The organism is Nitrospira sp., assembly GCA_024760545.1.
In the GTDB taxonomy this organism is placed as follows: domain Bacteria; phylum Nitrospirota; class Nitrospiria; order Nitrospirales; family Nitrospiraceae; genus Nitrospira_D.
Window position 1 is genome coordinate 3,930,739 of sequence record CP060501.1, and the last position, 17,354, is coordinate 3,948,092.

Here is a 17,354-nt window from a genome sequence, read left to right on the forward strand (position 1 = left end):
TCTATGCTGATCTGTTCCGGTAGAACAGACCTATGAGGGCGGCGCTTAGCAAACCGGCGAAGAAGATGGAATGCGTCATGCCGCGATGCCCCCAAAGATCGCCGTATTGGATGCCAAAGGAGAAGCCGATGACATCGAAATCTGGAACAATCGAGCAGACCGCGCCCAGCAACAAAACAGGCGGAGTCATGCCGGGATGTTGAGGAGCTTTGCCCAAAGCCAGGGCGACGAACGCATGAGAGAAGGCAGAGGCCATGTGTTACTCTATGCTCATCCAAACCGACGACAGCTCACTTTCTATTATTAGGATGCCGGTAGAAATTCGAGAATGGCAACAACTTGTCCATTCTATGGAATCAGTCGATGTCCGCACATCAAACCTTCTCATCCCTTGCAAACATGTTTCGCTGGGCTATAGTGAGCCATACTCCATCATGTCCCTCCCACAGCGACCGAACAGCTGCTCCTTTCGCTGGAGGACTGTATCGAGCGTTATATTGCCGAACGACGCAGCCGCATTGAGCCATTTGTCCACAGCCATTTTTCCCTTGAAGAAACAATCAGGCTTCAGAGACGCTCGCTCCTAAGCGACTTGGCATGCTATCCGATCAATACTTTATGGGCGATCCCCTATGTGTTCATGAAAAAATCAGGGAATCTTTTGCCAAAATGGGATGGACCACCGCCCACAGTTTTCTGTCTATTGTGCCGTCCGGCATGAAGCGCCGTTACCAAAAAGACATTGAGACCGCTGTCCGAAACGAGATCTTGGAGTGGCCGATTGACTGGCCTTCTGATACGGACAACCGTCACGGTCTACTCCAAGTCCTGAAAAATGAGGAGCGCGTCGCCCCTCTTTTGGCCACGCCGCAATTTGCGAGCCAGCTTGACCTCGCAGTAGCTGATGTCAATCGCCTTATCGAATCTTATGGTGCCAATCGCACACTCGCTTCAGATCTTGTGGGATCGTTCCTAACGCTTGCTACGGGCTGGTTGATGTTCGGCGACCATTCTCTCGGTGTCGGAGGGATCGGAGAACAGCTGGCAAACAAGAGGGCAAAAGAAAGAGCCGCCTCGTCTTTCATTCTGGGATCCGGCTTGGGCTCGATGTTTTATTCCGTATTCCCGCCGAAGCCGTCCCTATGGGAAGTCGTGCTCGCGACGGCGGTAGTAGGCCTTCTACTCACGATCTGCGGGATGATCATCGGAGTTTTCGCTGATCCGGTCTTGAAACGACTCGGTCTCCATTGCCGCCAGTTGCATGCTCTGCTCGACGATATCGAGGATCGCCTCCATCTTCTGAGAAGACGGATCAAGCCGGCCGTCAAGCAACTCGCAGCTTAGCCCGTTCGAGAACCGCTTGGTCAATAGAACAAGGATAGGATCTAGATCAGAAGAACAATCTGCTGCTCTTCCGTCACCTGTTCGATCCGAATCCGATCTGCCGCCAAGCTTCGTACACCACGACCGCCACAGTATTGGAGAGATTCAAGCTTCTGCTGTCGGGCATCATGGGGAGACGAATCCGCTGTTGTTCGGAAACGGCTTCCAACAATTCGGCCGGCAAGCCTCGGCTTTCCGGTCCGAAGAGGAACACGTCGTTTGTAGCGTACGCGATCAGATCGTAGCGTTGAGTGCCTCTGGTGGAAACGGCAAATAGCCGGCAGCCAGCAAACCGTGTTGCGCACGCAGCCCAGCTGTCGTAGACCTGAAGCGTGGCAAACTCGTGGTAATCCAGCCCGGCGCGTGTCAGTTGCTTATCGTCCATCGAAAAACCCAGCGGCTTCACGAGATGCAATCTCGCGCCGGTGTTAGCGCACAGGCGGATGATGTTGCCTGTGTTGGGTGGGATCTCGGGTTGATAAAGAATCACGTCGAACATCGGGGGAGGGAGTGTATCACGGAGCGGGTGGTTTCACGATGCAGCCCGATGCGCCGAGAAGGACACACAAGCAGTCGGCTCATTTCGCCGTCGCTGGCTTCTTGATATAGTGAGTTTTCTGAAGGAAAACCAGGATGATTCGAACTCGATTCTTGTCCGCATGGGCGCAATGGTTTACAGGCCAGCCGATCAAGTGCTTGATTGTCCAGGTCGTTGGCATGCCGCTGATCCTGACGCTCAGCACAGGTTTCTCCGTGTTGGCTGGCGAGCACTCGCTTGGTTCAGACGAGCAAATTGCTCAGCATGCCGAGGCCGCATGGGAGAGTGGCGCGATCGCGACGGCGCTTGAGATTCTTGATCGCGGCGTGAGTACTCATCCGAATGCGGTTTCCCTGTACAAACTTCGGGGAGATATTCTTTCCACCTTTCGAGATCCCAAGGAAGCCATTCAAGCGTACGACCGGGCTCTTGCCGTACAGCCAACGGCATTGGATATCCGTTGGGCCAAGTGGGGCCTCTTGGCGCGGTGGGGACAAGACGAGGGCGGGATCGAAGAATTATATGAGATCGCCCGGATCGAAGAGAACAATCCGTTGATTTACTGGCGTCTGGCGCAAGAACTCCGAAAGCTCGACCGCTTGGAGGAATCTCTGGATGCGTACAAGCGGGCCGTAGCACTCATGCCGGGCTTGTTAGGTTGGAGACTGGCGCTGGCTCGTGCGCGCTTCGACGTCCTCGATTATCAAGGAGCCGACACGGATTTGCATTATGTGCTGCAACATGTGCCACCGGGTTCCCCACTCGAGATTCCGGCCAGGAATCAGCTTGCACAGCTGTATGAATCGATGGAACGGGGGCGGCGATTCAAGCCGGCACCGACGCCTCAGGCCGCCGAGTCTCAACTGAAGGAATGGGCCGCCATTCGTTCGGATGCTTGGAAACTGTTCGAAGCAGGTCGGTATCGGCAAGCCGAACCGATGTATCGCAAGTTGCTGAGCCTCAATCCCTATGATTCCCTTGCCACCCATCAGTTGGGCCTGACTCTCATGCAATTAGGCCGATGCGAAGATGCGCTCGCCGTGTTCGGCAACATGTCGAATCTGAACCCAAGTGAGGAAGACTTCGCGGACACGACCTATCGCATGGGCCAGTGCTATGTGGAGTTGGAACGATGGGATGAAGCCTTTGTCCACTTTCAGATGTTGTATGATGCCGCGGTTGAGTTTGAACAGGCCAACAAGGATGTCCCGATACCGGCCGGAACGCGAGTGCTGGCTAAAGAGAAGATTGGCCGCTGGCTCGACAAAGTGCGGCCCCATGTCCCGGAGTTGGTGAAGCTGAAAGAAGAGGAAGCGAAAAGGGCCGATAGCCCACGAGATTCTTCATCTCCGCTGCCGGAAGAAGCTGTCTACGCAGGAGCCCTCGAAAAGATAGAGCCGCAGAAGACGCTGGAGACAGGAGTGGCGATTGCGGGTCGTGATGCTGATTTCAGCTGGTTTCGCTTCGTGATTCCAGCCGCCAAAGTTGTGCGGGACGACTTTCCGACCGGGGCCCACGAGTTCATCCCGCTGAATCCGGGAGATACGTTTCTCGCCACTCAACCCGAAATCTACTTGGTCTTTAAACTGGTGTCGGATTCATTCGACAGCGTGTCGCTGACGGCACGATGTTCACCGGAAGTGCCTGAGATGATCGAAGATCCGCAAACGACAGTACAGGACCGAGTCATGACCACCATGAACGATCGCTCCGGCTATTTCCTCTTGAACCGCCCAAAAACCGGCTGGACGCCGGGTCTCTATCGCTGCGGGTTATTTGCGGGTGAGCGAGCCTCCGCTTACACCTATGTGGATGAAGTCCGATTCCGGATCGTTCAAGCGGGTAGGCCCTGAAGACTGATGCGGCGTATGCACCTATAAGTCATTCGACACACCAGGACAAAGTGAAGCTCCAGCAATTAGTTCCTTTTGCCCCGTCGCGCTGGACGTTTGATTTGTGTTGATCGAAGAGTTCTTCTCTTTGCCTTAGCTTTAGTCCGTAACTTTCGCTTCACTGCCCCCATGTGGGTAGAGCAATTAAAGCTCTGAACCGAAACGTTAGGAATATTTTCGAACGCGCTCTTCACCTCAATCAAGTTCTGTACTGCCCCATCTAATTTTGGACAGGTAGGGTTTTGGTTTTGACGACCCACTCGGCATAGCACTCGGCCGGGGACCGCATCTTCAGCGCGCTGTGCGGGGCCTGGTGATTGTAGTGCTCGATCCACGCCGGTAGCAGCTGCGCCACTTTCTCTAACGTCTCCAGGCAGGCTTGATACACATAATCCCGTTTGAAGCTGCCAAAGAAGGCCTCGGCGAGGCCGTTTGACTCCGGACTCCGCCGAGGCGTGTGACAGGGGATCAGTCCCATCGCACGGACGAACGGCCGGAATCGGTGCGACGTGTACTCCGGTCCATTGTCGCTGAGGAACTCGATGCCCTGGGCCTGAGCGCGGGTCTCGCCGAACCGTCGGAAGATCGCCTCGCGCAGCATCTCGGCGAGATCCGTGGCGGTCATGCGTGAGGCAAAGCGCCAGGACAAGATCATCCGGTCTGCACAGTCGATGATGATGGCCAAGCGGCCCTTGCGGCCATCCCATGCCCGAATGCCGGTGATATCGGAGGCCCAGCGCCGATTGGAATCGGCCACCCGTACCTGACCGGTATGCGGTCGTCCGAGTCGTGGCCCGCGATGACGACTGGTGGAGAGCCAACCCCGCCGCTGCAAGACCCGCCACACTGTTTTGGGATTGCACGACACCCCACGTCGTTTGAGCAACGCATGAATTCGCCGATACCCATAAGAGGTCGGACTGCCGGCCACCAGGTGCTGAATGAGCAGCTCGATGTCGGGTCGCCGGAGTCGACGCGCATGCTTCGCGCGCCGCCGATAGTACCACCAACTCCGTGGCTTGCCGAGGACTCGGCAGACCATGGCGAGCGAGCAGCCTGTCATGCGGACTAGCCACCGTATATCCCCTCGGGTGATTTGAGCCCTTTGAGCTCGAAGGCTTTTTTTAACACATCGACCTCTAAGGCCTTCCGGCCTAATGCCCGTTCGAGCTCCTCGATGCGCTTCTGGAGCCCACCCACCACATTCTTCGGGACCATCTCTCCGGAGTCCTTCAGCCCCTGGTCCAGACTGCGCTTCCATCGATACATCTGTGCCGCATTCACCGCGTATTTCCGACAGATCTCTTCCAGCGGGACACCAGTCTGCCACTCCTGCAACACCGCCAGCTTCTGCTCACCACTCCACCGCCGCCGTCGCCCTCGACCATTCTGACCAGGTTTCATCGTGGTTTCCATTGCTCCCTCCCGACTTCTGGTGCTGTCCAAATATTAAGTGGGGCACAACAAAAGGGGAATGGCGTGGTTGGATCTTTAGCGCAGAGATTGAAATGGAAGCCTAGCTTAGAACTATCCGTGTCCATGAACGACAGCTCCGACAAATCTCTGAGGCTATCGTCTCTAGATAATCTTAGCGAGATCTGCGGCGGTGCTTCCTCAATGCGCCACCGGCTGCTGATAGTCCACTTCGATTGTGAAGCCGAGATCTTTGATCATGCCCCAGACTTCCGGAGCCGGAGCGCCCGGGGTCGTCAGATATCCGTTCACGAAGACGGAGTCAGCAGGATAGAGCGCGAGAGGTTGCAAGCTGCGTAGGTTGTGTTCTCGACCACCCGCGATGCGAATTTCAGTGCGGGGGTGAAGAAAGCGGAAGAGACAGAGCACTTTCAGGCAACGTTGAGGCGTGAGGTGGTCGCAATTCTCCAATGGGGTGCCGGCTACCGGATGGAGTGTGTTGAGGGGGATCGAATCCGGCTTTACCTCGCGCAGAGCCATCGCTAGTTCGATCAAATCCTCGTCTTTTTCTCCCATGCCGACAATTCCACCCGAGCAGATCTCTAACCCTGCTGCGCGGGCGTTCCTGATCGTCGCCAGCCGGTCTTGAAATGTATGGGTCGTGCAAATCGAAGCGTGAAACGCCTCGCTGGTGTTCAAGTTGTGGTTCACCCGATCGACGCCTGCTGCTTTCAGTCTCTTGGCTTGGGATTCGTTCATTATTCCAAGCGAACAACAGATTTGAATCGGGACTTCCTGCTTGATGGCGCGCACAGCTCCGGCGATTTCGTCGATTTCACGATCCAATGGACTGCGTCCGCTGATGACGATGCAGTAGCGCTGGGCTTTTGAAGCGGCCGCTTGCCGGGCGCCAGCGATCATTTGTTTCTGTGGAAGGAGATTGTAGCGCTCGATCGGTGCCGTCGAGATGGAGGATTGCGAACAGTAGTGGCAGTCTTCTTGACACGCTCCGCTCTTCGCATTTTGGAGCATCTGCAGGCGAACGGTGCGGCCGAAGTATTTCGATCGGACTTGAAAGGCCGCGTGCAACACTGAAAGCAATTCGTCGTCCGGCGCACTCAAGACGGAATGGCATTCTGCTTCGGTCAAGAGTTCGTCATTGAGGGCTTTGTCTGCCAATGTCATATAGGTCATAGAATCCTCAAAAACAGTGAAGTGGTGATGAGGCGCTTCGTTTCCGATCGGTTGAATCGAGGAGCAAGACTTCTCGAACCTGTCAGATCAAATTATCTACAAACGCCGGCGGGAAACCTACACGGTTTCAAACGGAGAAGCAATGCCTTGGTACGGAACTGCGGGCACGGAAGAGGGCTCGGCATCCGAGTGTGCAGCGGCTTGGCCGGCTTCGAGCCAGGGGAGCGCGGTGAGCGTATTCCACTTGGCGCAACGGCGGCAACGGCCGGACCACTCGACGGACTCCTGCTGGCACTGAGTGCAGATATAGGGCACCACCACACGCTTCTTGAAGCTGAGGGCTTTTTTCAATTCGATGATGGCTTCCTCAAAATGCTGCTTGCGCAAGAAGAGATTGGCCATGATCTTGTGATAGTCCAAGAGGTGATCTTGAGGTCCCTCTATGGTCGAAAGCAGGTCGAACGCCTCATCCACCATTTCCAGCCGATAGTAAAGTTTGCCCAGGTAGAATTGGAGGATCGGATTCTGCGGGTTTTGCTGCAAGGCCTCCTGATAGATTCTGATGATCTCGCTGGGCTCGCCTTGATCCAAGAAGAGTTCTTCCAGCCGATGCAGAATGATCACGCTACGTGTTCGTGTATACACCTTCTTTAGGATTTCCACAGCGTCTTTGGTTTTGCCTTCGTGGAGCAGAATTTCACCCATCCCAATATAGGCGGGGAGGAAACTGCGGTCCTTCTTGATGGCGCCTCGGAAGTATCGCCGAGCTTTGTCGGGATGCCCGCGTTCGAGCAGTTGCCGCCCGACTTCGTACATGCATCCGACCAGCAACGCCGCTTCCGCCTGCTTTTCGGGAGCGGGGAGATTGGCTTTGAGTAAGCGGTGCTGAATCTCAAGCGCTTCGCTCCATCTCTCCATGCGGATGTTGAGGTCCCGTTTTCGGATGAGGGCCGTCAGGTTGTCGGGCTCAATCTTGAGAATTTTCTGGAGGGCTTGAAGCGCCTCTTCATACCGTTTGGCGTCTTCCAAATCCTTGCCCAACTCCAACAAGACCTCGATGTTCCGATCATCGACGCGATGCGCATGTTGATGGAGCCGGACGGCTTCGGGGAAATTCTGTTCCGCCCGGTAGATATTCCCCAGCCAAAGAAGCGAATCGACGCGATTGGGATCGATGGCCAGGGCTTTTTCAAAGAGCGTAATCGCTTCCAAGGTGCGTTTCGACATGAACGCATGGGTTCCGTCTCGATGGAGGGTGTCGACCTTCTCCTTCCGACGCACCAGTCGGTTGCTGCGCCAATTCAAGATCAAATGCGCCGTTTGTTGCAGCCCCACGACAAACGTGGCGAGCACCGCGCCGAATGCCATGGAGATCAAGACGAGTGTGACGGGACTGAGCTCAAACTCTGCGCCTGGGCCGGTGTGCACCACGACGGTCCCCGGGTTGAGCTCGCGGAAATAACTGTAGATGAATACCCCGGCGCTGATGACGAAAATGGTGATCAGCAGTTTGAACATGGCCTACACCGACTTCTGCGAATCCGTCTTCCGGGTCACGCGCCGCTTCGGGGCGATCGTTGGGGCCGGCGCTTCGTCAGGAATAGGAACATGCCGTGCATCGCTCCACAGACGCTCAATCGCATAGTGCGACCGAGAGTCCTGCCTGAATACATGGGCCACGACATCGCCAAAATCGAGGAGAACCCACTGGCCCGAGGTTGTCCCTTCAATACTCAGCGGCCGTTGGCCCACGCGAGAGAGTGCGTCGACAATGGAGTCAGCGACCGCGCGTGTTTGTCTGTCGGATTCCGCCGACCCGATGACCAGGTAATCAGCGATTGAGGTGAGCGGGGCCACGTGGAGGACTTGGACATCGAGGGCCTTCTTGTCAGACATAGCCCTAGCTACGGCAAGGGCGGTGGCCTTAGATGCGCGTACGATTACTGCCCTCCTGATAAAGATTATGGTGAAGTATATAAGATTCTACTGAGGGGGGCAACATATTTGCCAGCGGCAGCCCGGACCGAATCCTCTGCCTGATTTCCGATGCGGAGGTCGGATGGGGTGGGAGGGACAAGCAGGTGATCCCAGGAGAGGCGGGGACGGCGATATCCACTTTGCTCACCGCACCGGCGTCGAGCCGTGCAAGCATCTGTGGATCGAGATGGGGAAACAAGGAAATCTTGGCTAGAGCACTGAAAGATTGTCCCGGCCTGGGAACCACGACGAAACGGCAGATCTTCAAGATCTGCTCCGGTGTTTTCCACATAGGAAAGTCGAGAAACGCGTCCAGCCCAATGATAAAGAACAGCTCTGTGGAAGGGCCAACCTGTTCCTGTAGTTCAAGAACCGTATCAATGGAGTACGATTTCCCCTTTCGCCGCAGTTCGAGGTCGGTGACGTCAAAAGCCGGGATTCCGGCGGTCGCCAGACGCACCATTTCGAGCCGAGCGTACGCTGGTGCGAGTGATTGGTCCTGCTTATGCGGTGGGTCGCCGGTTGGAATGAAGAGGATTCGAGAGAGCTGCATCCGATCATGCACGTCATGCGCAATGGCCAGGTGGCCGTTGTGAATGGGGTTGAAACTGCCGCCGAATAAGCCCAGACGAAGTGAAGCCGAGCGCTGAGTGCTGCGTACTGAGGGTTGAGGAGCATTCATAACGCAGGATTCAGTACTGGAGACTCGGGACTAGAGGATCACAAGATTGTCTCGATGGATGACTTCCTCATATTCTTGAGGGCCGAACTGTTCTTGAATATCGGCTGTCTTGAGCCCTTTCATTCGGTTTAATGAGTCGGACGAACAGTTCACCAAGCCTTTGGCGAATTCCTTTCCGTCCGTATCAAGACAATTGACCGGATCCCCGGCTTCAAATGATCCCGTGACCTGGAGGACGCCCGAAGCCAATAGACTTTTCCCTCGCTTCGTCAGTGCATCGACTGCTCCTTGGTCGAGGTGTATCTGGCCGCGGGCGCGAAGCGTGAAGGCGATCCAATGTTTGCGACTGTTGAGGCGACGCTCCCTGGCAAGAAAGAGACTTCCGCCTGGCTCACCGGCGAGAACCTTCGGCAGGAGTCCGGCCCGTTCGCCGTTGAGAATCAGGGTAGAGATTCCATACTCTCCGACTTTTTTGGCGGCTCGTAGCTTGGTTGCCATTCCCCCGGTGCCTTCAAATGTGCTGGACACTCCCGCCCGGCGCTCAATATCTTGGGTAATCTCCGGAATGAGTGGAATCAGAGTGGCGGACGGATTTTTGCGCGGATCTTCAGTATACAGACCGTCGACGTCCGAGAGAATCACCAGCAGGTCTGCATCCGCCAGGTGAGCCACTTCGCTTGCAAGGGTGTCGTTGTCGCCGACTCTGATCTCATCAACCGCGACGGTATCATTTTCGTTGATGATCGGCAGGATGCCGAACCCAATGAGCGCCGAAAGGGTATGGCGGGCATTGAGAAAACGGCGTCGATCAGCGAGATCCTGGTGGGTGAGGAGAATCTGCGCCACTTGAATCCCCAGGCGCTCGAAGGCCTTTTCATAGGCCCACATCAGTCGGCTTTGCCCCACAGCCGCCGCAGCCTGCTTGACTGGAAGGCTTTTGGGATAGTCTTTCAGCTGTAACTTTCGAATACCGGAGACGATGGCACCCGAGGAGACGATCAGGACTTCACGATCCTGAGTTCGGAGAGAAGCAATTTCATCGGCCAATCTCTCGATTTGGTGGGGGCGTAAACCCTCCGCACGCGAAGCGATCAGGCTGCTGCCGATCTTGATGACGATCCGTTTGGCCTGTGCTAAGAGCGTGTCTCGCATGGGATCGTTCGCAACGTCTCCATCTGCTTCCCGACGTAAATGATCAGGTTATCGAGCCCCTGATTGGTGGCGGCCGAAATCGCCAAGCAGGGATAGCCTTGCTGCCGGCAATAGGTCTGCAGCCGAGCCAGCCGCTCACTTTGGCCGATCACATCGATCTTTGTCGCAACGATGGCAAATGGGCGGTGGGTGAGTGTCGGGTCGTAGGCAGAAAGTTCCTGCCGCAGAGTTTCGAAACTGGCGACCGGATCTTCAGCGGCCCATTCTGAGACATCGATCAGGTGGAGTAAGAAAGCGGTGCGTTCGATATGACGGAGGAACTGTACCCCCAGACCTTTTCCTTCGTGGGCACCCTCGATCAAGCCGGGGATATCGGCCACGACAAAGCTGCGGTCGGATCCCCACCGAACAACGCCGAGATTCGGAACCAGCGTGGTAAAGGGATAATCAGCGATCTTGGGACGCGCCGCTGAAATAGCGGCAATGAGCGTTGATTTCCCGGCGTTCGGAAATCCCAGCAGCCCAACGTCGGCAAGCAGTTTGAGCTCAAGCCGCAATGTCCGCTCTTCTCCCGGAGTGCCGGGAGTGCATTTTGTCGGTACTCGATTGACGGAGGTGGCGAAGTTGCTGTTCCCTTTCCCGCCCCGCCCTCCTTGTGCAATCACGGCTGTTTGGCCATCCTCGATGAAATCGACGACTATTTCTTTCGTCTGGTCATCGTAGACGATGGTACCGACGGGAACGGTGATGGTGACGTCTTCTCCCGAGCGGCCTGTGCAATTGGACCCACCGCCGTGGCGCCCATCTTGGGCCTCATACTGCTTCTGGTAGCGGAGGTCGAGTAGAGTCGTCAATCGATGGGACGCGGTCATGATGATATCGCCGCCATCGCCGCCGTCGCCGCCGTCCGGACCTCCGCGTGGAACGAACATCTCCCTTCGGAAGCTGCAGATGCCGTTTCCGCCGCGGCCGGCTCGCACCATGATGTGTACTTCATCGACGAACATAGGCTGGTAAACCCTATAGACGGTTTGATTAAGAGATGAGAAAGTATACCTGACCCTGAGCCGAGGAGGGGAGGGAGAATTTACCCAACCATGATCGTTAGGGAAGCGAGCGGAAAACGAGAATCAGGACTTGGTTGGAACGGGGTACACGCTGACCTTTCGTCTGCCGCGTCCACCCTCAAACTTGACCACGCCGCTCATTTTGGCGAACAAGGTATGGTCCCTCCCAAGGTCCACATTGAACCCAGGAAAAAACTTGGTACCACGCTGGCGGACGATAATGCTGCCGGCGGTAACCGTTTGACCGCCATAGGCCTTCACACCTAAATATTGAGGATTGCTGTCGCGGCCGTTACGTGATGATCCGCCGCCTTTGTTTGTCGCCATGGTAGGTCCTTCTCGTCTTAATTAGGCCGTTGCAATGTTCGTGATCAACAGCTTGGTGAATCCTTGTCGGTGTCCACGGGTGCGGCGGTAGTTCTTACGGCGTTTCTTCTTAAACACGGTGATCGATCGAGTCCGTCCGTGCCGCACGATTTCGGCTGTGACTTTGGCACCGCTCAGTAGCGGTTGTCCGATCATGACACCGGCATCGCCGTGCACGAGATGAACCTGGTCGAGTTCGACCTGAGCCCCGACGTCTCCGGCCAGGCTTTGAACCTGAATCGTAGAACCTGTTTCGACCCGATATTGTTTACCACCCGTTTCAACGATTGCGTACATATCCATATCTCCACGCTTGAGGAACGGTTCATTTAACATGGGGGTATGAGGGGTGTCAAGCCGAGCGCCTCATAAATCAGCGATCGCCTGCAAGCCCCCTCTTTCGTGGGCTAGGACGTCGGCCCCGCCCGCACGTATGCTGAGCGCCACCAAGAGATAGCACCGATCCGGTGCTTCTACAGTACAGACAGGGAGATGACAACGAGATCATGCCTGCTACCAACAAATTTGTGATTCGTACGTATCACCGGATTCCGGTTCGCTGCGAGGTGTACTACCTGGGCGGAGATTTTCTCGGAAAGGGAACCGTGATGAACCTGTGTCGTAACGGATTCCGTGTGCTGGGCGATCATCAAGTGGTGCCCGGGATGGAGCTTGTCATTCGGCTCACCCTTCCTGACAGAGATGAGCCGGTCGAAATCCAGCGTGTTATTGTTCGATGGGTGCGTGGTCTGTTGTTTGGGGCCAAAGTGGTGACCATGAGCCCGGATGGGGAAGATCGAGTCGGAACGTTTCTGAGTTCCCGCCTTCGCGCCTATTGCGCCTCTTCGTAAGCGATCGCGTCACCCGGCGAGCATGCTTCCAGGCTAAGTACCGGTCCGTTTGCTTGACCCCCGTACAGCCTCACGCTATAGTCGTTCTCGTTGATCGAGCCGGGATTGCACCATCCTGAACGGGAGATTGCCTCCAATGCTGGAACCAGTTGAAAAAATCTGGATGGACGGAAAGTTTGTGGCGTGGGAGGAGGCCAACGTCCATGTCCTGACTCATTCGTTACACTATGGTTTGGCAGCGTTTGAAGGACTCCGGTGTTACAAAGGCAAATCGGGATCCGCAATTTTCCGGCTGCAGGAGCATGTCGATCGACTATTTGATTCGGCCCATATCGCCATGATGGTCATGCCGTATGACAAGAAACAGATTGCCGACGCCATTGTGGAAACAGTTCGCATCAATCGTCTCGATGCCTGTTATATTCGCCCCTTGGTCTACATCGGGTACGGTGCGATGGGCGTGCACCCGGGCGACAATCCGATACGGATGGCCATTGCGGCTTGGAAATGGGGCGCTTACCTGGGTGACGATGCGCTGGCCAATGGGATGCGTGCGTGTGTTTCTTCCTTCACCAGGCACCATGTGAATGTGTCCATGACCAGAGGAAAAATATCCGGGTACTATGTGAACTCCATCATGGCCAAGCGACAGGCCAAGGCCGACGGATATGACGAAGCGATTCTTCTCGACCCCGAGGGCTACGTAGCCGAGGGAACCGGAGAGAATGTGTTTATCGTTCGCCGGGGCGTTCTCAAAACGACGCCGCTCACGTCGGTGCTGGAAGGGATCACGAGAAACTCCGTCATGCAATTGGCCCAAGAGCGAAAAATCACTGTGGCCGAAGAACGATTCACGCGCGATGAAATGTACATCGCCGACGAAGTGTTCGTAACCGGCACTGCCGCCGAATTGACCCCGGTTCGAGAAATCGACAATCGGCGAATCGGAAATGGCGCGCCCGGACCGATTACGCGTGCCCTCCAACATGCCTTCTTTTCGATTGTGCGTGGGGAAGATCCTGCCCACGAATCCTGGCTGACCCGGGTCTGACGATCGAAAGCACCGTAGAACGATCATTGACCGGGGAGCGGCCTCGCCGCGATATTCCCGTTTGAAGAAAAACGCGAAGCTGATTTCGTCCGGTTAGTGGCCGGCTGCCGGAGTGTCCCCTGACGGATGCGATTCCGAGGGTGGCTGGGAGGATGGCCCTGACGGAGGTGCCGCCGGTTCGCTTTTTTGCTGCAGGTCAATCACTGTCGAGGAAAAGTTCCGTTGCTTGGCCAAAATTGCCAGCGTGAGCGACGTGACCATGAATACGGCCGCGACGATGACGGTAAACTTGCTCAGGAAGTTGGCAGGTCCCCGGCTTCCAAACACCGTCTGACTGGAGCCGCCGAATGCGGCACCGATCTCCGCTCCCTTCCCTGATTGCAGAAGAATCGCCCCGATCATCAGAAAACATATCAGCACGTGGACTACGACAATCAGCGTATACAGCATGAGATTTCAGACTCCGATTGACTTCGTGACGGAAGCGATCTTGGCGATTGTAGCAAAGGAATCAACCTGGAGACAAGCTCCGCCGATGAGTGCGCCATCGATCTGGTCAGAGGATAACAACGATTCTGCATTTTGAGGCGTGACGCTCCCTCCATAGAGAATCCTCGTGGATTCGGCGATCGTGGGCGACCATGTGACGGCAAGGACTTGTCGAATCGTGCGGTGGGCGGCGACGGCTTGGTCCGCTGTCGCTGCTTTGCCGGTGCCGATCGCCCATACCGGCTCATAGGCGATGATGAAGTCGGCCATTGCGTCGGAGGGAATGCCGGACAGACTTTCCTGGAGTTGGTGGGTCAGCACGGTGTCGGTCGTCCCGCCGTCTCGTTGGGCCAGCGATTCCCCGATGCAGAGGATGGGGCGCAGCCCATGTTTGAGCGCTGCGCGAATCTTCTTGTGGATGCCGTCGTTCTGCTCGCCGAAAAGAGTTCGCCGCTCAGAATGGCCTAGGATGACATAGCGGCAGCCGAGGTCTTTGAGCATCGGCGCGGAGACTTCTCCCGTAAAGGCGCCGCTATCTTCCCAAAACATATTCTGGGCGCCGAGCTGAATCGGAGACGATGGGCCCAAGGCGTTGCGGACCGATTCCAGCGCAGTGAATGGGGGAGCAATGGCCAGTTCAACGGTTGTGGATGGAGCAGGAAGGCGCTCTTTCAGCTCACGCACGAAGGAGACCGCTTCGGACGCGGTCTTATTCAGCTTCCAGTTGCCGACGATCAGGACTCTGCGCACCGCGATTCCCGGTCTCTATTCTTTGAGGGTTATCGATCAGTTCGGGCGGTCAGGCAGCGCCGCAAGGCCGGGAAGTGTTTTGCCTTCGAGTAATTCCAGGGCCGCGCCACCTCCGGTGGAGATGAACGACATATTCTCCGAGACGCCGGCTCGATGAACGGCCAGACTCGTTTCGCCGCCGCCGACTATCGTGAGGGCGTATGCATCGGCGATCGCGTGAGCCATGGCAAACGTGCCCCTGGCATAGGCGTCGATTTCGAACACACCCATCGGGCCGTTCCACAGGATGGTTTTCGCATTTTGAACCGCTTCATTGAACAGCTTGACGGAGGCCGGACCGATGTCGAGGGCATACCATCCTTTGGGAATCTCCTGCACAGGAACAATCTTGGTTTCAGCGCCCACCTCTCGGCTGGCCGCAACCACACAATCGACGGGTAGGTAAAATTTGACTCCTCGTGAGAGCGCGTGGTCTTCGATTCCCCGGGCAAAATCCAACATGTCCATTTCGACGAGGGAATTACCGATCTCCATGCCCTTTGCCTTCAAGAACGTAAACGCCATCCCGCCGCCGATGATGACTTTATCGACTTTCTTCCCCAGGTTTTCGATGACGCCGATCTTTCCGGATACCTTCGCGCCTCCCAGAATGGCGGCAAACGGCCGAACGGGGTTGGCGACAGCGCCCTCGAGGTACTCGATTTCCTTCTTCAGCAGCGCGCCTGCGGCCGCGTCAGCAATGAACTTCGTGATCCCGACGGTCGACGCGTGAGCCCGATGCGCTGCTCCGAAGGCGTCGTTGATGAAGACGTCGCCGAGCGAAGCCAGGGCCTTGGCGAAGGCGTCGTCGTTCTTCTCCTCGCCTTCGTGAAAGCGGAGATTTTCCAGCAAGAGCACATCTCCGTCCTTCATCTTGGCGACCAGCTTCTCGACGGCCGGGCCAATACAGTCCGGCGCGAAGATCACTTCTTTACCGAGCAGCCGGCCCAGGCGTTTTGCGACAGGCGCCAGGCTATACTTGGGCTCAAAGGCACCCTTCGGCCGACCGAGGTGAGAGCAGAGAATAACTTTGGCGCCCTCGTCGACGACGCGATTGATGGTCGGCAAGGTCGAGCGAATGCGGGTGTCGTCGGTAATTTGCAGCGCTTCATCGAGCGGGACGTTGAAATCGGCGCGGATGATGACGCGCTTGCCACGAAGTTGCACATCGTCGATCGTTTTCTTGTGCAAGTTCATGGCGAGGCTCCTTCAGCTAGGTTCGGCCAAAACGGGTTAGATGAATTCGTTAGACGCCTATCCCACCTTCACGCTCGGGGCACTCAGTGCGTAGACTTTCCGGCCAAGACCTTGACCAGGTCGCGGACTCGGCATGAGTAGCCCCATTCGTTGTCGTACCAGGCTGTCACCTTCACCATGCGCTTGTCTACAACGTTGGTCAATGGAGCATCGACGGTGGCCGAGTGATCGTCACCCTTCTGATCGATGGAGACGATAGGCTCTTCAGAGTACTTGAGAATGCCCTTGAGCGGACCCTCCGCAGCCTTCTTGAAGGCGGCATTCACAGATGCGATATCGCAATCCTTCTCGGTTTCCACGGTGAGATCGACCAGGGACACATTCGGCGTCGGTACGCGAATGGCGAGGCCGTCCAATTTGCCCTTGAGTTCAGGAATGACGAGATGCAGGGCTTTGGCCGCGCCGGTGCTGGTCGGAATCATCGACATCCCGGCTGCACGGGCGCGCCGAAGGTCCTTGTGAGGAAGGTCGAGGAGCTGCTGATCGTTGGTATAAGAATGGATCGTGGTCATGGTCCCATGCTTGATGCCGAACGTTTCCAGCAAGACTTTGGCAACGGGCGCCAGGCAGTTGGTCGTGCAGGAGGCATTGGACACAATGTGGTGGGATTTCGGGTCGAGCTTGTCGTCGTTCACGCCGAGTACGATGGTCACATCGGGATCTTTCGCCGGTGCCGAGATGATCACGTGCTTGGCGCCGGCGGATAAGTGTTTACCCGCAGATTCCCGGTCGGTAAATCGGCCGGTCGATTCTATGACCACGTCGACGTTCAGCGCCTTCCAGGGCAGTTCTTTCGGATCTTTGACCGCGAGCACGGTGATGGGTTTCCCGTCCACGAGGATCTGGTCTTCCTTGGCTTCAACACTGGCGGAAAGGGTGCCGTGCACCGAGTCATACTTGAGCAGATACGCAAGCGTCTTCGCGTCCGTCAGATCGTTGATCGCAACGATGTGAAGGTCTTTGTCACCCATCGACGCACGCAGCACGTTGCGCCCGATACGTCCGAACCCATTGATTCCAACACGAATGGCCATGGCTAATCCTCTACATGCAAATATATTGGTTGAGTACACCTGGATGGCACAGCACGAACCGCGATAGTATCGACGCCCTCTGCTTCTTGTCAAGACACCGGGATAGCGTCAAAATGTCACAACTACGGGGGACGCTCGTGGGCACCGGACCCGTTGGCGCGCTTTTGGTTCCGGTACGTGGCTGTGGAGTCCAAAGTACAGGCAGGCAATTTTGGAGAC

General features: G+C 56.4%; 20 protein-coding genes. 4 read left to right on the forward strand and 16 right to left on the reverse strand.

The window, feature by feature from the left end; translation table 11 throughout:
- Position 1 precedes the first annotated feature (1 nt).
- Positions 2–256, reverse strand: coding sequence for a metal-dependent hydrolase (locus H8K03_18555; GenBank protein ID UVT19765.1), 255 nt, complete (start codon positions 254–256; stop codon positions 2–4).
- 341 nt (positions 257–597) lie between these two features.
- Here H8K03_18555 and H8K03_18560 point away from each other — a divergent pair, with 341 nt between their 5' ends.
- Positions 598–1,344, forward strand: coding sequence for a hypothetical protein (locus H8K03_18560; protein UVT19766.1), 747 nt, complete (start codon positions 598–600; stop codon positions 1,342–1,344).
- Positions 1,345–1,417: 73 nt separating this feature from the next.
- Here H8K03_18560 and trmL read toward each other — a convergent pair whose 3' ends face one another.
- A complete protein-coding gene (gene trmL, locus H8K03_18565; protein ID UVT19767.1) occupies positions 1,418–1,882 on the reverse strand; it encodes a tRNA (uridine(34)/cytosine(34)/5-carboxymethylaminomethyluridine(34)-2'-O)-methyltransferase TrmL in 465 nt (154 codons plus the stop codon).
- A 134-nt stretch (positions 1,883–2,016) separates the two neighbouring features.
- On the opposite strand from trmL, the gene H8K03_18570 reads away from it, so the two are divergent.
- Complete coding sequence (locus H8K03_18570) at positions 2,017–3,774, forward strand: tetratricopeptide repeat protein (GenBank protein ID UVT19768.1); 1,758 nt, start codon at positions 2,017–2,019, stop codon at positions 3,772–3,774.
- 259 nt (positions 3,775–4,033) lie between these two features.
- Here H8K03_18570 and H8K03_18575 read toward each other — a convergent pair whose 3' ends face one another.
- The 10 genes from H8K03_18575 to rplU all read right to left on the reverse strand — a co-directional run bounded on the left by H8K03_18575 (position 4,034) and on the right by rplU (position 11,961).
- Positions 4,034–4,876 carry an IS3 family transposase gene (locus H8K03_18575; protein UVT19769.1) on the reverse strand — a complete coding sequence of 281 codons (843 nt, stop codon included), beginning with the start codon at positions 4,874–4,876 and terminating at the stop codon, positions 4,034–4,036.
- A 5-nt stretch (positions 4,877–4,881) separates the two neighbouring features.
- Entirely contained in the window at positions 4,882–5,229 is a 348-nt protein-coding gene (locus H8K03_18580) for a transposase (protein UVT19770.1), read from the reverse strand.
- Positions 5,230–5,427: 198 nt separating this feature from the next.
- Positions 5,428–6,420: a biotin synthase BioB gene (gene bioB / locus H8K03_18585; protein UVT19771.1), complete on the reverse strand. Its 993-nt coding sequence runs from the start codon at positions 6,418–6,420 to the stop codon at positions 5,428–5,430.
- A 117-nt stretch (positions 6,421–6,537) separates the two neighbouring features.
- Entirely contained in the window at positions 6,538–7,938 is a 1,401-nt protein-coding gene (locus H8K03_18590) for a tetratricopeptide repeat protein (protein UVT19772.1), read from the reverse strand.
- Positions 7,939–7,941: 3 nt separating this feature from the next.
- A complete protein-coding gene (gene rsfS / locus H8K03_18595) occupies positions 7,942–8,316 on the reverse strand; it encodes a ribosome silencing factor (protein UVT19773.1) in 375 nt (124 codons plus the stop codon).
- Positions 8,317–8,344: 28 nt separating this feature from the next.
- Positions 8,345–9,079 (reverse strand): nicotinate (nicotinamide) nucleotide adenylyltransferase, encoded by a 735-nt coding sequence (nadD, locus tag H8K03_18600; GenBank protein UVT19774.1) that lies wholly within the window; start codon positions 9,077–9,079, stop codon positions 8,345–8,347.
- Between the two features lie 30 nt (positions 9,080–9,109).
- Positions 9,110–10,231, reverse strand: a complete 1,122-nt coding sequence (gene proB, locus H8K03_18605) for a glutamate 5-kinase (GenBank protein UVT19775.1) — start codon at positions 10,229–10,231, stop codon at positions 9,110–9,112.
- On the reverse strand, positions 10,213–11,238 hold the full coding sequence (gene obgE / locus H8K03_18610) for a GTPase ObgE (GenBank protein ID UVT19776.1): 1,026 nt from the start codon (positions 11,236–11,238) through the stop codon (positions 10,213–10,215). Before obgE ends, proB begins: the two co-directional genes overlap by 19 nt.
- Positions 11,239–11,361: 123 nt before the next feature.
- Positions 11,362–11,625: a 50S ribosomal protein L27 gene (gene rpmA, locus H8K03_18615; protein ID UVT19777.1), complete on the reverse strand. Its 264-nt coding sequence runs from the start codon at positions 11,623–11,625 to the stop codon at positions 11,362–11,364.
- A gap of 21 nt (positions 11,626–11,646) precedes the next feature.
- Entirely contained in the window at positions 11,647–11,961 is a 315-nt protein-coding gene (gene rplU, locus H8K03_18620; protein ID UVT19778.1) for a 50S ribosomal protein L21, read from the reverse strand.
- Between the two features lie 209 nt (positions 11,962–12,170).
- Between rplU and H8K03_18625 the strand changes: the two genes are divergently transcribed.
- Entirely contained in the window at positions 12,171–12,515 is a 345-nt protein-coding gene (locus H8K03_18625) for a PilZ domain-containing protein (protein UVT19779.1), read from the forward strand.
- 136 nt (positions 12,516–12,651) lie between these two features.
- A complete protein-coding gene (locus H8K03_18630) occupies positions 12,652–13,566 on the forward strand; it encodes a branched-chain amino acid transaminase (protein ID UVT19780.1) in 915 nt (304 codons plus the stop codon).
- A 93-nt stretch (positions 13,567–13,659) separates the two neighbouring features.
- Here H8K03_18630 and secG read toward each other — a convergent pair whose 3' ends face one another.
- The 4 genes from secG to gap all read right to left on the reverse strand — a co-directional run bounded on the left by secG (position 13,660) and on the right by gap (position 17,135).
- Positions 13,660–14,016, reverse strand: a complete 357-nt coding sequence (gene secG / locus H8K03_18635) for a preprotein translocase subunit SecG (GenBank protein UVT19781.1) — start codon at positions 14,014–14,016, stop codon at positions 13,660–13,662.
- Between the two features lie 6 nt (positions 14,017–14,022).
- Positions 14,023–14,805, reverse strand: a complete 783-nt coding sequence (locus tag H8K03_18640; GenBank protein UVT19782.1) for a triose-phosphate isomerase — start codon at positions 14,803–14,805, stop codon at positions 14,023–14,025.
- Positions 14,806–14,841: 36 nt separating this feature from the next.
- On the reverse strand, positions 14,842–16,035 hold the full coding sequence (locus H8K03_18645) for a phosphoglycerate kinase (protein UVT22540.1): 1,194 nt from the start codon (positions 16,033–16,035) through the stop codon (positions 14,842–14,844).
- Positions 16,036–16,124: 89 nt separating this feature from the next.
- Positions 16,125–17,135, reverse strand: a complete 1,011-nt coding sequence (gene gap / locus H8K03_18650; protein ID UVT19783.1) for a type I glyceraldehyde-3-phosphate dehydrogenase — start codon at positions 17,133–17,135, stop codon at positions 16,125–16,127.
- Between the last annotated feature and the right edge of the window lie 219 nt (positions 17,136–17,354).

Bases quoted from the DNA above. Each gene is read 5' to 3' on its own strand.
- H8K03_18555 (UVT19765.1), bottom strand. From the start codon at position 256: ATGGCCTCTGCCTTCTCTCATGCGTTCGTCGCCCTGGCTTTGGGCAAA.
- H8K03_18560 (UVT19766.1), top strand. From the start codon at position 598: ATGCTATCCGATCAATACTTTATGGGCGATCCCCTATGTGTTCATGAA.
- trmL (UVT19767.1), bottom strand. From the start codon at position 1,882: ATGTTCGACGTGATTCTTTATCAACCCGAGATCCCACCCAACACAGGC.
- H8K03_18570 (UVT19768.1), top strand. From the start codon at position 2,017: ATGATTCGAACTCGATTCTTGTCCGCATGGGCGCAATGGTTTACAGGC.
- H8K03_18575 (UVT19769.1), bottom strand. From the start codon at position 4,876: ATGACAGGCTGCTCGCTCGCCATGGTCTGCCGAGTCCTCGGCAAGCCA.
- H8K03_18580 (UVT19770.1), bottom strand. From the start codon at position 5,229: ATGGAAACCACGATGAAACCTGGTCAGAATGGTCGAGGGCGACGGCGG.
- bioB (UVT19771.1), bottom strand. From the start codon at position 6,420: ATGACCTATATGACATTGGCAGACAAAGCCCTCAATGACGAACTCTTG.
- H8K03_18590 (UVT19772.1), bottom strand. From the start codon at position 7,938: ATGTTCAAACTGCTGATCACCATTTTCGTCATCAGCGCCGGGGTATTC.
- rsfS (UVT19773.1), bottom strand. From the start codon at position 8,316: ATGTCTGACAAGAAGGCCCTCGATGTCCAAGTCCTCCACGTGGCCCCG.
- nadD (UVT19774.1), bottom strand. From the start codon at position 9,079: ATGAATGCTCCTCAACCCTCAGTACGCAGCACTCAGCGCTCGGCTTCA.
- proB (UVT19775.1), bottom strand. From the start codon at position 10,231: ATGCGAGACACGCTCTTAGCACAGGCCAAACGGATCGTCATCAAGATC.
- obgE (UVT19776.1), bottom strand. From the start codon at position 11,238: ATGTTCGTCGATGAAGTACACATCATGGTGCGAGCCGGCCGCGGCGGA.
- rpmA (UVT19777.1), bottom strand. From the start codon at position 11,625: ATGGCGACAAACAAAGGCGGCGGATCATCACGTAACGGCCGCGACAGC.
- rplU (UVT19778.1), bottom strand. From the start codon at position 11,961: ATGTACGCAATCGTTGAAACGGGTGGTAAACAATATCGGGTCGAAACA.
- H8K03_18625 (UVT19779.1), top strand. From the start codon at position 12,171: ATGCCTGCTACCAACAAATTTGTGATTCGTACGTATCACCGGATTCCG.
- H8K03_18630 (UVT19780.1), top strand. From the start codon at position 12,652: ATGCTGGAACCAGTTGAAAAAATCTGGATGGACGGAAAGTTTGTGGCG.
- secG (UVT19781.1), bottom strand. From the start codon at position 14,016: ATGCTGTATACGCTGATTGTCGTAGTCCACGTGCTGATATGTTTTCTG.
- gap (UVT19783.1), bottom strand. From the start codon at position 17,135: ATGGCCATTCGTGTTGGAATCAATGGGTTCGGACGTATCGGGCGCAAC.